This is a genomic window from Kribbella sp. NPDC002412 (assembly GCF_053592935.1).
The window spans coordinates 63,475-78,184 of sequence record NZ_JBSFBL010000031.1 but is presented as its reverse complement, the minus strand read 5'-3'; the positions used below and the strand labels follow the sequence as shown (position 1 = coordinate 78,184).

The following is a 14,710-nucleotide window of genomic DNA, read 5'->3' as shown; positions in this document are numbered from 1 at the left end:
CAACCAGCCATCCCCAGGCCGGTCAGGAGCAGGGGCAGCAACCGCAGTCGCACAACTTCAGAGTCGCACGACCTGGTGGTTTGCTGCCCCTGCGAGCGTCAGCGGCCTGGGACGAAGACGATCGCGTCGCCGACCGCCCGCTCGGCGCCGCCGGCGCCACTCGGGCGGTTGACCAGGGTCCCGTCGCCGAGCGCCATCGCGGTCGAGCCGCCGCCGTCCAGGTTGATCGCGTCGTGCATGCCGAGTGCGTCCGCGACCGCCGCCGTCTCGTCCATGGTCGTCCCGACGCTAGTGGTCTGCCGGCCGTCGATCGTGACCAGCAGGATCTTGCCGTCCTGCGTCGTACCGGCGATCGTCCGCGGGTTGCGGTCGAAGAAGCTGCCGGTGCCGTCCGGTACGACGATCTCGCCGCCGGAGGTGAGCTGGTAGCGGCCGGTCACGCCGTACAGGCCGCTGCGCAGCGGGACCTTCTCGCCCTTCTGGTCCGACACCTCGATGTCCTTGGTCAGGCAGCCCGTCGCGGTCGCGGCGAGCAGCGCGACCGTGTCCTTGCCGGTGGCCTGCAGGGAGGTCTGGCCCGGGGTGAGGCTGGTGCCACGGGTGGCCGAGGACTTCACGACGCAGCCGCGCCGGTCGAGGACGACCTCGATGCCGTGGCCGGCCGGGGTGGCGGCGGCGAACTCGGGGGTGAACAGGACGACGTCACCCGGCTCGGCGCAGGTGGTCTGGTCGGGCAGCGTCGCGCACGCGGTCGGGACCACCGGCGGGTGGTTCACGAACTCGAGCGGGAGCTCCGCGCCGGTCGTGCGGTTGCGGACCTCGCCGGTCCAGCGCAGGTGGCCGGTCAGCACCTTGTTGCTGTGGGCATCGATCACTAGGTTGGCCTCGGCCGGGTCGGTCAGCGGCTCGCTCAGCAGCTTGCCGTCGAAGATGCCCAGGCCGACCGGGTCGCCCGGGTACAGCTGGCTGGCGGTGAAGGTGAAGAACGACGCGTTCACGCCGGCCAGGGCGCCGGAGGTGCGGACCAGATCGGAGGTCTTCTCCACCTTCGCCAGGTCCGGTCCGTACGTCGCCTCCAGCCGGCCCTTGGACTTGGCCGGGTCGATGGTGAGGACGTTGACGACCCACGGGCCGCGGGTCGTGGTGTTGATCTGGTCGGCAGGCGCCGGCTCGGTGCCGCGGATGATCTTGGTCAGCGTGACGCCCTCGGCCAGCACCTGGCTGGTCCGGGTCTCGGCCAGGTCCTGGTCGCCGAGGGGCAGCGCCTGGGTGAGCTGCTGTTCGGATGCACTGCTGTCGGCGTACGCCGTGGGGACGGCGCCCAGCGTGGCCACGGTCGCGAGCACGGAAGCTGCGGTCACCGCGGCGCGGGGGAGTCGCGCAAAGGTTGTCATACCGGCCATCCTGTTCGTCGCTGGTGGAATCTTTCCGATCAAGTCGCTAACTCGTCAGCATCTGACAGGTTAAGGGTTCGTGCCGATACGGGGGAGATCTCAGTGGCTGAGTTGTCAGCGGAGTCCAGGCACCGTTTCGTATAGGATCGCGGCCGTGCCGACGTCGCTGAATGCCTGACCTGCTGTGTCCGCCGTCGTTGGCGCCTTCGTCGCACTGGTCTCGGTCGCCGTCCTCGGGTACGTCGTCGGTTTGCTCGGCGTACTGCGTGCGCAGGACGAGCTGGTGCTGTCGCGGCTGGCGTTCTTCGTGGCGACGCCGGCGCTGCTGTTCACCACGGTTGCGCGGGCGGATCTGCACTCGATCTTCTCCGCGGTGCTGGTCACGAACGTGGTCAGTCTGTTCGTGGTGCAGCTGATCTTCCTGCTGGTGGCCGTGGTGATCTGGCGACGGACCCGGTCCGAGGCGACGATCGGCGTACTGGCGTCGTCGTACGTGAACGCGGGCAACCTGGGTGTTCCGGTCGCGGCGTACGTGCTTGGTGATGGTGCGTTGGTGGCGCCGATCGTGTTGTTCCAGCTGCTGGTGATGGCGCCGGTGGCGTTCGCCGTCCTCGACGGGGATCGGCAAGGGTCGGGGCGGCGGGTGTCGCTACGGACCGTGCTGATGCGGCCGCTGCGCAATCCGCTGACGGTCGCGTCGCTGCTTGGCTTGGCTGTCGCTTCGCTGGATGTGGAGTTGCCGACGCTGCTGATGCGGCCGATCGATCTGCTGGCTGCGGCGGCTGTTCCGGTCGGGCTGATTGCTTATGGGCTCAGCCTGAGTGGGGGTACGCGGGACTCGATCACCTTGCGGCGGGACGTCGTACTGGCCGTGCTGCTGAAGACGGTGGCGACGCCGTTGGTCGCGTACGCCGTTGCCCGGTGGGTGCTCGATCTGCGGGGTGCCGCGTTGTTGGCGCCGACGTTGCTGGCTGCGTTGCCTACTGCGCAGAACGTCTATGTGTACGCGGTTCATTACCGCAGCAGTCGGACGCTTGCTCGGAGCGCGGTGTTGCTGAGCACGTTGCTGTCGATCCCGTTGATGACGCTCATCACCGGGGTGCTGGGCTGAGCTACTTCATCGCGTTGAAGGCTTCCTCGGCGACCGGGGCGACCGCGTCCACGGTGACGCCTTCGTTCGCGGACTGGGCGATCACTGTGAGGGTGTTGGAGCCGCGGTAGCACTGGGTCGGCAGATTGCCGGACGACTCGACGCAGGTGGCGCGGCCGACCTTCTTGATCTTGTCGGGGGTCGCGCCGGAGTCCGCGACGGTCTTGTCGATGTCGACCTTGCCGCGCAGGGCGATCACCACGAACATCCGGTTCCCGTCGAGGTTCCCGTACGCCTCGACCGTCGCCTGCTTGCCGTCGTTGATCCGGCTCAGCGCCTCGCGGGTCTGGTCCAGCTGCAGCTGGTTGCGGATCTCCTGGTCGGTGATCCGGTCCAGCCCCGCGAGCTGCCCCGGCGGCGTGATCCCGCGCGCGGTGTTCAGCCGGTTCATCGGGCCCAGCCCCCACACGTACCCCAGCACCGCCAGCACAAGCAGCACCACCACAGCCCCACCCACGGTCAACCAGGGCCCCCGCCTCAACCCCCGCAACCGAGCCTTCTTCCCACCAGCCGCCTTCTCGTCAGCCGCCTTGCCGTCAGCCGCCTTGCCGTCAGCCGCCTTTCCGTCTGCAGGCTTCCCGTCAGCTGCTTTCTTGTCAGCGGCCGTGACGTCAGCCGCCGTGCTGCCAGCTGCTTCCCCGCCAGCTGCCTTGCTGTCACCGGCTTTGCCGTCCACGGGCTTACCGTCAGCTGCCGTGGCGTCAGCCGCCTTGCCCTCAGCGGCTTTGCCGTCTGCGGCCTTGCTGTCAGCGCCGGTGCCGTCTGCAGCCTTCGCGCCAGCCGCCTTCGCGGCAGCTCCCTCAGCCGGCTTCTCCTCCGGCTTCCCGGTGGCCGCCTGATCCTTGGCGCCGTCCTCGACCTTCGCGAGCTCCACGGTGTCCTCGACACTGCTGCTCGTCCCACCAGCGGCTGCCGTCTCACCAGCAGGCTTGTCGCCGGCAGCCGGCTTCGCCTCCGGCATGCCCGCCGCGACCAGCTTCTCCTCCGCAGGCGCGCCCGCCGCCTCCGACTTACCCGCCGCAGCCGCCTTGTCAGCCGCCTTGTCGGCCGGCTTGTCGTCTGCCGGCTTACCTGCCGAGCCGGCCACGCCGCCGGCTGCCGGGGTGGTGGGGTCGCTCATGGGGGCTCCTCGGGACTGTGGTCGCGCGGTTCGACCTGATGGTTCCACATCGGCACAAAGGCGGTTCCGCAGCGTAGTCGTTCAAGTTGAAACGGTAGCGCCCGCCTCCCCGGAAGGAGGCGGGCGCCGGCGTGAAACGAACCTCAGAGGGTCGCGACGACGGTCACCGAGTCGGAGTCGTCCGGGCTCCAGACGATCTCGCCGGTGATCCGGCCGGCCGCGCGCAGGTCGGGCTCGGCCCGCTCGGCCAGCGCCAGCCGGGCCGCGGGGCCACTGACCTCGACCTTGCTGACCTCGGTCTTCATCGAGACCTGAGCCTCCGACTTCGCGCCACGGATCCCGGCCAGAACCTCCGAGACCGCGTCCAGCACCTCAGGCTCCTGCGCCGCGACCGCGAGGTCGGCATCCGGCTCCGGCCACCGTGTGAGGTGGATCGAACCCTCCTGCCACCACGACCAGACCTCCTCGGTCGCGAACGGCAGGTACGGCGCCAGCAGCCGCAGCTGGACCGACAAGGCCACGGCCAGCGCAGCCTTGGCGGACGACGCGGCCGCCTCACCCTGGCCGCCGTACGCGCGCTCCTTCACCAGCTCCACGTAGTCGTCGCAGAACGTCCAGAAGAACCGCTCGCTGACCTCGAGCGCGCCGGTGTAGTCGTACCGGTCGAAGGCCGCGGTGGCGTCCGCGACCACGGACCGCAGCCGCTGCAGCATCGCCAGGTCGACCGGCTCGGTGACCGCCGCGGCGTCGACCGTCGTCGCGCCGAACCCGAGGACGAACTTCGACGCGTTCAGGACCTTGATCGCCAGCCGCCGGCCGACCTTCATCTGCGACTCGTCGAACGGCGAGTCCAGCCCCGGCCGCGCCATCGCCGCCCGCCACCGGACCGCGTCCGACCCGAACTTGTTCAGGATCTCGTCCGGGATGATCGCGTTGCCCTTGGACTTGCTCAGCTTCTTGCGGTCCGGGTCGACGACGAACCCGGAGATCATCGACCGCTCCCACGGCAGCGTGCCGTTCTCGAAGTGAGCCCGGACGACGCGGGAGAACAGCCAGGTCCGGATGATCTCGTGGGCGTGCGTGTTCAGGTCCATCGGGAAGGTACGGCGGAACAGGTCGTCGTCCCGCTCCCAGCCGCAGACGATGTGCGGGGTCAGCGACGAGGTCGCCCACGTGTCCATCACATCGGGGTCGGCCTCGAAGCCGCCCGGCTTGCCGCGCTGGGACTCGTCGTACCCGCGCGGGGCCTGGGACGTCGGGTCGATCGGCAGCTCGGCCTCGCTCGGCATCAGCGGGTGGTCGTAGTCCGGCTCGCCCTCGGCGTCGATCGGGTACCAGACCGGGAACGGGACGCCGAAGAAGCGCTGGCGGGAGATCAGCCAGTCGCCGTTCAGCCCCTCGACCCAGTTCAGGTACCGGTGCCGCATGTGCTCCGGGACCCAGGCCAGCTCGTTGCCGCGGTCGACGAACTCCTGCTTCAGCCCCGCGTCCCGGCCGCCGTTCGTGATGTACCACTGCCGGGTGGAGACGATCTCCAGCGGCTTGTCGCCCTTCTCGAAGAAGTTCGCCATCCGCTGGGTCGGCTTCGGCTCGCCGTCCAGGTCGCCGCTCTCGCGCAGCTTCGCGACGATCAGCTCGCGCGCGCTGAAGACGGTCTTGCCGGCCAGCTCGCCGTACAGCTCCGAGCCCTCCAGCCAGGCCGGGGTCTCGCGCAGCAGCCGGCCGTCGCGGCCGATGACGGTGCGGACCGGCAGCTGCAGCTCACGCCACCACTGGACGTCGGTCAGGTCGCCGAACGTGCAGCACATCGCGATTCCGGCGCCCTTGTCCATCTCGGCCGCCTCGTGCGCCAGAACGGGCAGCTCGACCCCGAACAGCGGGGACTTCACCGTCGTCCCGAACAGGTGCTTGTAGCGGTCGTCCGCCGGGTGGGCGATCAGCGCGACACAGGCCGGGATCAGCTCGGGGCGAGTGGTCTCGATGTAGATCGGCCCGTCCGCGCCGTGGAACGCGATCCGGTGGTAGGCACCGGCGTACTCCCGGGCTTCCAGCTCGGCCTGCGCGACCGCGGTCTGGAACGTGACGTCCCACATCGTCGGCGCCTCGGCCAGGTAGGCCTCGCCGCGGGCGAAGTTGCGCAGGAAGGCGCGCTGCGACGTCCGCCGGGAGTCCTCGGAGATCGTGGTGTAGAGGTACGACCAGTCGACGCTCAGGCCGACCCGGCGCCACATCGCCTCGAACGCCTGCTCGTCGATGTGGGTCAGCTCGCCGCACAGGTCGACGAAGTTCTGCCGCGCGATCGGGACCTGCTTCTTCGGGTCCGGCTTGGCCGGCGGGGTGAAGTCCGGGTCGTAGGGCAGCGACGGGTCGCACTTGACGCCGTAGTAGTTCTGCACCCGGCGCTCGGTGGGCAGGCCGTTGTCGTCCCAGCCGATCGGGTAGAAGACCTTCTTCCCGCGCATCCGCTGGTAGCGCGCGACCAGGTCGGTGTGGGTGTAGCTGAAGATGTGCCCGACGTGCAGCGACCCGGAGACGGTCGGCGGCGGGGTGTCGATGGAGAACACCTCGGCGCGCTCGGCGGTCCGGTCGAAGGCGTAGGTCTGCTGCTCCCTCCATACCGCAGCCCACTTCTCCTCGAGGCCTTCGAGGGTGGGCTTGTCTGGAACACGGGACGTCTGGCTCATGCGCACAATCGTAGTGGTTGTCAAGGGGTGCTTCCGACCGGTTATCCACACCCCCTCCTAGACTGAAGCCCTGATGAGCGACCTCTCCTATGCCGAGGTATCGGCGCGGCTCCAGCAAAGATGGCCGGAGCACAAGATCGAACCCACGCTGGACCGGGTCCGGCGGCTCGTCGAGCTGCTCGGCGATCCGCAGAAGGCGTACCCCGTGGTGCACCTGACCGGGACCAACGGAAAGACCTCCACCGCGCGGATGGTGGACGCCCTGGTCCGCGAGGCCGGGCTGCGGACCGGCCGGTTCACCAGCCCGCACCTGGAGTCGGTCCGGGAGCGGATCACGCTGGACGGCGAGCCGATCAGCGAGCAGCGCTTCGTCGAGGCGTACGCCGAGCTAGCGCCGTACCTGGACGTCGTCGACGCCGAGCAGGAGCACCCGCTGTCGTTCTTCGAGGTGATGACCGCGATGGCGTTCGCCGTCTTCGCGGACGCCCCGGTGGACGTGGCGATCGTCGAGGTCGGCCTGGGCGGTACCTGGGACTCCACCAACGTCGCCGACGGCGCCGTCTCGGTGATCACCCCGGTCGCGGTCGACCACGCGCACATCCTGGGCGCGGATCCGGTCACGATCGCGCAGGACAAGTCCGGCATCATCAAGCCGGGCGGCACGACGGTGATGGCGCAGCAGAGCCTGGACGTGTTCGAGGTGCTGATGCGCAAGGCCGCCGAGGTGGGCTCGCAGGTCGCCCGTGAGGGGATCGAGTTCGGCGTCGTCAGCCGGTCGGTCGCGGTCGGCGGCCAGCTGATGTCGCTGAAGGGCCTGGGCGGCGAGTACGACGACATCTTCCTGCCGCTGCACGGTGAGTACCAGGCGCACAACGCCGCCACCGCGGTCGCGGCCGTGGAAGCGCTCTTCGGCGCGAGCCCGCAGGCCGAGGGCCGGGTCACCACCGAGTTGCTCCAGGCCGCCTTCGCCGAGGTGACCAGCCCGGGCCGGATGGAGGTCGTCCGGACCAGCCCGACGATCATCGTCGACGCCGCGCACAACCCGCACGGCGCCGAGGCGACCGCCGCCACCGTCTCCGAGGCCTTCGCCTTCCAGCCGCTGATCGGCGTCCTGGGCTGCATGAAGGACAAGGACGTGTACGGCGTCCTCGAGGCGTACGAACCGATCATGGAGACGGTCGTCTGCACCCGGAACAGCTTCGTCGAGCGGTCGATGCCGGCCGAGGAGTTGGGTGAGCTCGCGGCGGAGGTGTTCGGCGAGGACCGGGTCCTGGTCCGGCCGCACCTGATCGACGCGATCGACGACGCGATCCGGCTGGCCGAGGAGAACGCGATCGCTCTCGGTACTGGCGGCGTGCTGATCACCGGCTCCGTGATCACTGCCGGTGAGGCCCGCGCCCTGCTGGTCCGCAAGCCGAAGAAGGCGGACGGCGAGCCGGGAGACGACCGATGAGGTCTCTGGCGTCGATCGTCCTCGGGTTCGAGTCACTGGTGCTCGCGCTGGTGACTCCGGTGATGATCTCGATCGCCGGCATCCGGCCGGCGATCGCGCTGTCGGTCTGCCTCGGCCTCGCCGTACTGGCCCTGCTGGCGGCCGGCCTGCTGCGCAACCGGGTCGGATACGCGCTCGGCTGGGTGGTCCAGGCCGGCGCGGTCGGGCTCGGCTTCGTCGTACCGGTGATGTTCGTGCTCGGCCTGGCGTTCGCCGGCTTCTGGGTCGCGGCCATCGTCCTCGGCCGCCGCATCGAGGAAGCGAAGCGGGCGCACACCGGTTAGGCTCAGCGCGCCTGACCTACTTCGAGAGAGAGTCTGACTGATGTCGCAGCGCACCCTGGTCCTGCTGAAGCCCGACACGGTACGCCGTGGCCTGGTCGGGGAGGTGCTCGGCCGGTTCGAGGCCAAGGGGCTCCGGATCGTCGCGATGGACCTGCGCGCGATCGACGGCGACCTGGCCGACCAGCACTACGCGGAGCATGTCGAACGCGACTTCTACCCGCCGCTGCGCGCCTTCGTCACCAGCGGCCCGCTGGTCGCCCTGGTGCTCGAGGGCGACGAGGCGATCGAGGTGGTCCGGGCCCTGAACGGCGCCACCGACGGTCGCAAGGCCGCCCCCGGCACCATCCGCGGCGACCTGTCGCTGTCCAACCGGGAGAACCTGGTGCATGGCTCCGACTCCGAGGAGTCGGCCGCCCGCGAGATCAAGATCTGGTTCCCCGACCTGCCCTGATTCCCGCTCTCCGGCCGCTCACCCCGGCATATCCGCAGGTGTTCGGTCGGATACGATGCGTACGCGACCTGGTGATCCGGAGCCGGGCCCGTGTCGATGCGTCGGCGACGGTGGTCGCGCGCTTAGCCTGAAAACCGGATCGAGCGGGAGGCGCCTCGATGGCGAACAGCATGCTCGGCCGCGACATGGCGGTCGACCTCGGTACGGCGAACACCCTGGTCTACGTGCGTGGCCGCGGGGTGGTTCTGAACGAGCCGTCGGTGGTCGCGACCCGGACCGACGAGCCCCGGGAGGCGGTCGCGTTCGGGCACGAGGCGAAGAAGATGATCGGCCGGACGCCGGGCAACATCACCGCGATCCGGCCGCTCAAGGACGGCGTGATCGCGGACTTCGACGCCGCCGAGCAGATGCTGCGCTACTTCATCCAGCGGGTGCACCGGCGCCGGTACTTCGCCAAACCGCGGATCGTGGTCTGCGTGCCGTCCGGGATCACCGCGGTCGAGCAGCGCGCGGTCCGCGACGCCGGGTACATGGCCGGCGCCCGGAAGGTCTACATCATCGAGGAGCCGATGGCCGCCGCGCTCGGCTCCAACCTCGAGGTCCGCGACGCCACCGGCAACATGGTCGTCGACATCGGCGGCGGTACGACGGAGGTCGCGGTCATCTCGTTCGGCGGCATCGTCACCAGCCAGTCGATCCGGGTGGCCGGCGACGCCATCGACAAGGCGGTCGTGAACTACTGCAAGAAGGAGTACTCGCTGATGCTCGGGGAGGCCACCTCCGAGCAGATCAAGATGACCATCGGGTCGGCGTTCCCGACCACCGACGGGCCGGACAGCGAGATCCGCGGCCGGGACATGGTGTCCGGCCTGCCGCGCACCGTGAAGGTGTCCTCGTCGAACATCCGGCAGGCGATCGAGGAGCCGATCACCGCGATCGTCGACGCGGTCAAGGCGACGCTGGACAAGACCCCGCCCGAGCTGGCCGGTGACATCGTCGACCGCGGCATCGTGCTGACCGGCGGCGGCGCGCTGCTGAAGGGGATGGACGAGCGGCTGCGGCACGAGACCGGCATCCCGATCCACGTCGCGGAGAACCCGCTGGACGCCGTCGTGCTCGGCGCCGGCAAGTGCGTCGACAACATCGAGACCCTCAACCGCATCCTGGTCACCGACAACCGACGCTGAGGTTCCACCGATGCTCAAAGACCTCGGCACTCCGACGGCTCGGAGCGCCTTCCGCTCGGCCGGCGAGGCGCCGCTGCGCTCGGCCGGCACCCCCAGCTCGGTGCGCCGGCGGCGGACCGTGCTGGTGCTGGTGGTCCTGGCGTGCTTCACATTGATCGTGCTCGACGCCCGGCGCTCGGCCGGCTCGCCGGTGGACCCGCTGCGGCAGGCCGCGGCGAGCGTGTTCGGCCCGCTGGAGTCGACCGCGAGCTCGGCCCGGCAGCCTGTGGACAACCTCCGCGACCGGTTCGCGGAAATGGATAGGTTGAAGGCCGAGAACGAAAAACTGAAGAGTGAGAACGAGAAGCTCCACCAGGACCTGAACACCACCGACTACGCCCGCGGCCGGGCGGCCGAGCTGGACCGGCTGCTCAAGCTCGCGCCGGCGTACACGATGACCCCTGCCCGGGTGATCGGGATCGGCAGCGCGCAGAGCTTCAACCACACGGTCACCCTCGACGCCGGCACGGCGGACGGCGTGCACGTCGACATGACCGTGCTGAACGGGGACGGCCTGGTCGGCCGGGTGGTGCGCACCACCCAGGCGACCGCGACCGTGCTGCTGATCGGCGACCGCAGCTCGACCGTCGGCGGCCGGCTGAACGCCTCGATGGCGCTCGGCTTCGTCTCCGGCCGGGGCGAGGTCGGCGGCACCCTCGACTACAAGCTGGTCGACCTCAAGGCCAGGCCGAAGGTCGGGGACCGGATCGTCACCTGGGGCTCGAGCGGCAACGCGCCGTACGTGCCGGGAGTGCCGATCGGCGTGGTCACCTCGGTGACGCCGAACCAGGGAGCGCTCGGGTCCACGGCGACCGTCAAGCCGTACGTCGATCCGACCCGGATCGACACCGTGGGCGTGGTGACCGGTCCGCCGGCCCGCACGCCGCGCACACCACTGAAGCCGACGACGACAACGACACAAGGAAAGGGGAACTGACGTGATTGCCTTACGCATCGGGTTGGCAGCCCTGTTCCTGATGGTTGCCGTCACCGTGCAGACGTCCGTGCTGTCGAACATCGCGGTCGCCGGGGTCACCTGTGACCTGGTGCTGATCGTGGTGATCGCGCTGGCGTTGTCCCGCGGGCCGGAGTGGGGTGCGATCGCCGGGTTCACGGGTGGTCTGCTGCTGGACGTCGTACCGCCGGCCGATCACACGGCCGGGCGGTGGGCGCTGGCGCTGGCGATCGCCGGGTACGTGGCCGGGCTGATCCGGCGGGAGACATCGACCGGGCCGGTCGGACCGGTCGGGCCGTTGATCGTCGCGGCGACGGTCGTGCTCGGGGCCACGTTGTCGTTGTTCATCTACTGCGCCACCGGGTCGCTGCTGCACGATCCGTCGGTCGACTGGGGTGAGTTCGGCGTCCGGCTCGGGATCGCCGCCGGGTACGACGTGGTCGGCGCGATCGTGGTGATCCCACTGGTCATGTGGGTCATGGGCCGCCTCGTCGCTCCGAGAGAACGCCGCCGGGTGCTGTCATGAGCACCCCTCCATCCTCTTCCCCTGCAACGAGCGGGGGTGAACTGTGAGCTTCGACGGCTTCGAAGCCCCGCTCAAAGCCCGGTTGAGGTTGTTTGTGATCGGGGTGCTGGTTTTCTCCTTGTTCTGCACGTTGTTCGCGCGGCTCTGGTACATGCAGGTGATGTCCAGCGACGACTACACCCAGGCCGCCACACAGCAGCACACGCGGCAGGTGCTGGTGCCGGCGCCACGCGGGACGATCGTGGACTCGAAGGGCCGCACGCTGGTCGGCAACCGGGTGTCGCTGGTCATCACCGTCGACCGCTCGGTGATGGCGAAGCTCCCCGAGAGCCAGCAGAACGTGGTGATCGCCCGCCTGGCGAAGGTGCTCGGCCAGAAGCCGAAGGACCTCAAGGCCCGGACGATGCTGTGCGGCGAGCCCGGCGCGTCGAAGCCGCCGGCCTGCTGGAACGGCACGCCGTACCAGCCGATCCCGGTCGCGAAGGACGTCAGCGAGCAGGTCGCGATCGAGGTGATGGAACGCCGCGAGGACTTCCCGGGCGTCGCCGCCGAGTCGCAAGCGCTGCGCGCGTATCCGGCGCCGTACAAGGTGAACGCGGCCCACATCCTCGGTTACCTGTCACCGATCACGACCGAAGAGCTCGACGACATCGAGAAGTCCGGCGGCGACTCGGTCCCGCACCGCTCCGACCTGGTCGGTCGCGCCGGCGTGGAACGCTCGTACGACAAGCTCCTGCGCGGTGCGCCGGGCGTGAAGGACGTCATCGTCGACGCGGTCGGGTACACGACCGGCGTCGAGAAGCAGACCGCGCCGGTGCCTGGCGCCACGCTGGTGACCACGATCGACGCGCGCATCCAGGCGTCGGTCGAGGCCCAGCTGCGCAACGCGATCCTGACTGCACGGAAGCAGTACGACAAGATCACCAAGCGCAAGTACGTCGCCGACTCCGGTGCCGCCGTGGTGATGGACACCAAGACCGGCCGGATCGTGGCGATGGCCAGCTACCCGACGTACGACCCGGGCGTCTGGGTCGGCGGGATCACCCAGCGCGAGCTGGACGCGTTGTACTCCTCGAAGTCCGGCACTCCGCTGGTCTCCCGCGCGCTGCAAGGGCAGCTCGCGCCGGGGTCGACGTTCAAGCCGATCACGACCGCGGCCGCGATGAGCGCCGGGTACAGCACCAAGACCCGGCTGGACTGCTCCTCGTACTTCGAGGTCGGCAACCGCCGGTTCAAGAACTACGAGTCCGCGTCCTACGGGATGATCGGGTTCGACCAGGCGCTGTCGCTGTCGTGTGACACGTTCTTCTACCGGATCGCGTACGCGCTCTGGCTGAAGGAGGGCGGCAACTCCAGCGACGTGAACACCCGGGACCCGCTGGTCGAGATGGCGCAGAAGTTCGGCCTCGGCAAGCCGACCGGCATCGACCTGCCCGGCGAGGTCAGCGGCCGGATCGCGGACCGCAAGTGGAAGAAGGAGTACTACGACTCGCAGAAGGACTACTACTGCAAGCTCGCGGACAACCCGCCGGCCGGGACGTCGGCGTTCCTGAAGCAGTTCTCCCGCGAGTTCTGCGCCGACGGCTACCGGTACCGCGCCGGTGACGCGGTGAACTTCGCGATCGGCCAGGGCGACACCACGGTCACCCCGCTCCAGCTGGCGACGGTCTACTCGGCGCTGTCCAACGGCGGCACGCTGTACGAGCCGCGCGTCGTGCAGTCCTGGATCGGCGCGAACGGCAAGGCGCACGAGATCAAGCCGACGGCGAAGGCGAAGCTGCCGGTGTCGTCGTCCAACCTGCGCTACATCGACCGGTCCCTGAAGGAGACGGTCAAGACCGGTACGGCGGCCTGGAAGTTCGCCGGGTTCCCGGTCGACCAGGTGCAGATCCGGGCCAAGACGGGGACGGCGGAGGTCTACGGCAAGCAGACCACCTCGTGGATGGCGTCGTACACCGACCGCTACGCAGTGGTGATGATGATCAGCCAGGCCGGAACGGGTTCGGGCGCCGGTGGTGACGCGGTCCGGAAGATCTACGAAACCCTCTACAACATCAAGCCGACCCCGCCCGCCGAGCAGCAGAAGCCGAGCAATGAGTAGCCCCGGAGCCGGCCGTGGGGTCAACGCCGGGTCCGGCCGGGCCGCGGGGAGGTCGCGGTCATGGCGCTGCTGACTCCGATCCGGACCAGGCCGCGGATGGACCGGCGGTCGACGGTCTGGCACGTGGACTGGGTGCTCGTGCTGGGCGTGGTCGCGTTGTCCACGATCGGCGCGATGCTGATCTGGTCCGCGACCCACGGCCGGACGTCGCTGACCGACGGGAACCAGTACGCCTTCCTGCTCCGGCACGCGCTGAACTTCGCCATCGGCTCGGTGCTCGCGATCCTTGCCGCCGTCACCGACCACCGCCGGGTCCGCATCCTCGCCCCGGTCCTGTACGCCGCTTCGATCGTCGGTCTGATCCTCGTCCTGGTGCCCGGGGTCGGCGCCGTGATCAACGGTTCACGGTCGTGGATCCAGCTTCCCTGGCTGTCGATCCAGCCGAGTGAGTTCGCCAAGCTCGCGGTGATCGTCGGGATGGCGTTGCTGATCGCCGAGAAGGGCGAGACCGACCACCGCGAGACGGCCCGGACGATCGACGTCGCGCAGGCGATCGCGGTCGCCGCCGTCCCGGTGGTGCTGGTGATGCTGCAGCCCGACCTGGGCACGGTGATGGTGCTCGGGTCGATCATGTTCGGGATCATCGCGGTGTCGGGTGTGCCGAAACGCTGGATGCTCGGGCTGGTCACCGCCGGCGTGGTGGTGGCGGCGCTGGCGATCAAGTTGCAGGTGCTGAAGGACTACCAGCTGGCCCGGTTCATCGCGTTCGCAGATCCGTCGCAGGACCCGCAGGGCATCGGCTACAACGTGAACCAGGCGCGCATCGCGATCGGCAACGGCGGGGTGTTCGGCCAGGGGCTGTTCCACGGCGGGCAGACGCAGAACGCGTTCGTCCCCGAGCAGCACACCGACTTCGTCTTCACCGTCGCGGGGGAGGAACTCGGGCTGATCGGGGCCGGCGCGATCATCGTGCTGTTCGCGATCGTGCTGTTCCGCGGGTTGCGGATCGCGATCAACGCCCGGGACGCCTTCGGCCGGCTGGTCGCGACCGGCATCGTGTGCTGGTTCGCCTTCCAGGCCTTCGAGAACATCGGCATGACGCTCGGCATCATGCCGGTGACCGGCCTGCCGTTGCCGTTCGTCTCGTACGGCGGCTCGTCGCTGTTCGCCTGTTTGCTGGCCATTGGTCTGCTCCAGAACATCCACCTCCGCTCACACCGTTACTAGCGCCACGCCCGCGGCGAGGGTCCGGCGGATCGACCTGACGTGTCAGGTACGCTGCTGCCTGCTCGGCCACCGGTGGGCCCGCCCGGCCCTCGAGGTTCTG

12 protein-coding genes are annotated in these 14,710 nt (G+C 69.3%); 9 read left to right on the top strand and 3 right to left on the bottom strand.

Features of this window, described 5'->3' with window-relative positions:
* Positions 1-98 precede the first annotated feature (98 nt).
* Positions 99-1,394, bottom strand: coding sequence for a phosphodiester glycosidase family protein (locus ACWCOV_RS24235; RefSeq protein WP_449831575.1), 1,296 nt, complete (start codon positions 1,392-1,394; stop codon positions 99-101).
* Positions 1,395-1,578: 184 nt separating this feature from the next.
* Between ACWCOV_RS24235 and ACWCOV_RS24230 the strand changes: the two genes are divergently transcribed.
* The gene (locus tag ACWCOV_RS24230) at positions 1,579-2,505 is read left to right on the top strand and encodes an AEC family transporter (RefSeq protein ID WP_449831574.1); all 927 of its coding nucleotides are present in this window, start codon (positions 1,579-1,581) and stop codon (positions 2,503-2,505) included.
* 1 nt (position 2,506) lies between these two features.
* Here ACWCOV_RS24230 and ACWCOV_RS24225 read toward each other — a convergent pair whose 3' ends face one another.
* Positions 2,507-3,664 (bottom strand): hypothetical protein, encoded by a 1,158-nt coding sequence (locus ACWCOV_RS24225; protein WP_449831573.1) that lies wholly within the window; start codon positions 3,662-3,664, stop codon positions 2,507-2,509.
* A 143-nt stretch (positions 3,665-3,807) separates the two neighbouring features.
* Entirely contained in the window at positions 3,808-6,348 is a 2,541-nt protein-coding gene (valS, locus tag ACWCOV_RS24220) for a valine--tRNA ligase (RefSeq protein ID WP_449831572.1), read from the bottom strand.
* 73 nt (positions 6,349-6,421) lie between these two features.
* Between valS and ACWCOV_RS24215 the strand changes: the two genes are divergently transcribed.
* The 8 genes from ACWCOV_RS24215 (at position 6,422) to rodA (ending at position 14,610) form a co-directional block, all read left to right on the top strand.
* Complete coding sequence (locus ACWCOV_RS24215; protein WP_449831571.1) at positions 6,422-7,801, top strand: bifunctional folylpolyglutamate synthase/dihydrofolate synthase; 1,380 nt, start codon at positions 6,422-6,424, stop codon at positions 7,799-7,801.
* Entirely contained in the window at positions 7,798-8,124 is a 327-nt protein-coding gene (locus ACWCOV_RS24210) for a DUF4233 domain-containing protein (RefSeq protein WP_449831570.1), read from the top strand. The genes ACWCOV_RS24215 and ACWCOV_RS24210 overlap by 4 nt, the downstream gene beginning before the upstream one ends.
* Before the next feature lie 40 nt (positions 8,125-8,164).
* On the top strand, positions 8,165-8,575 hold the full coding sequence (ndk, locus tag ACWCOV_RS24205; protein WP_360519614.1) for a nucleoside-diphosphate kinase: 411 nt from the start codon (positions 8,165-8,167) through the stop codon (positions 8,573-8,575).
* 158 nt (positions 8,576-8,733) lie between these two features.
* A complete protein-coding gene (locus ACWCOV_RS24200) occupies positions 8,734-9,762 on the top strand; it encodes a rod shape-determining protein MreB (RefSeq protein WP_442914065.1) in 1,029 nt (342 codons plus the stop codon).
* Positions 9,763-9,772: 10 nt separating this feature from the next.
* Positions 9,773-10,738: a rod shape-determining protein MreC gene (gene mreC, locus ACWCOV_RS24195; RefSeq protein ID WP_449831569.1), complete on the top strand. Its 966-nt coding sequence runs from the start codon at positions 9,773-9,775 to the stop codon at positions 10,736-10,738.
* Position 10,739: 1 nt separating this feature from the next.
* A complete protein-coding gene (gene mreD, locus ACWCOV_RS24190) occupies positions 10,740-11,282 on the top strand; it encodes a rod shape-determining protein MreD (protein ID WP_449831568.1) in 543 nt (180 codons plus the stop codon).
* A gap of 43 nt (positions 11,283-11,325) precedes the next feature.
* Positions 11,326-13,383, top strand: a complete 2,058-nt coding sequence (mrdA, locus tag ACWCOV_RS24185; RefSeq protein ID WP_449831567.1) for a penicillin-binding protein 2 — start codon at positions 11,326-11,328, stop codon at positions 13,381-13,383.
* A 60-nt stretch (positions 13,384-13,443) separates the two neighbouring features.
* Positions 13,444-14,610 carry a rod shape-determining protein RodA gene (gene rodA / locus ACWCOV_RS24180; RefSeq protein ID WP_449831566.1) on the top strand — a complete coding sequence of 389 codons (1,167 nt, stop codon included), beginning with the start codon at positions 13,444-13,446 and terminating at the stop codon, positions 14,608-14,610.
* The last annotated feature ends 100 nt before the right edge of the window (positions 14,611-14,710 follow it).

Coding starts and splice junctions, on each gene's coding strand:
- ACWCOV_RS24235 (WP_449831575.1), bottom strand. CDS start 1,394: ATGACAACCTTTGCGCGACTCCCCCGCGCCGCGGTGACCGCAGCTTCC.
- ACWCOV_RS24225 (WP_449831573.1), bottom strand. CDS start 3,664: ATGAGCGACCCCACCACCCCGGCAGCCGGCGGCGTGGCCGGCTCGGCA.
- valS (WP_449831572.1), bottom strand. CDS start 6,348: ATGAGCCAGACGTCCCGTGTTCCAGACAAGCCCACCCTCGAAGGCCTC.
- ACWCOV_RS24215 (WP_449831571.1), top strand. CDS start 6,422: ATGAGCGACCTCTCCTATGCCGAGGTATCGGCGCGGCTCCAGCAAAGA.
- ACWCOV_RS24210 (WP_449831570.1), top strand. CDS start 7,798: ATGAGGTCTCTGGCGTCGATCGTCCTCGGGTTCGAGTCACTGGTGCTC.
- ndk (WP_360519614.1), top strand. CDS start 8,165: ATGTCGCAGCGCACCCTGGTCCTGCTGAAGCCCGACACGGTACGCCGT.
- ACWCOV_RS24200 (WP_442914065.1), top strand. CDS start 8,734: ATGGCGAACAGCATGCTCGGCCGCGACATGGCGGTCGACCTCGGTACG.
- mreC (WP_449831569.1), top strand. CDS start 9,773: ATGCTCAAAGACCTCGGCACTCCGACGGCTCGGAGCGCCTTCCGCTCG.
- rodA (WP_449831566.1), top strand. CDS start 13,444: ATGGCGCTGCTGACTCCGATCCGGACCAGGCCGCGGATGGACCGGCGG.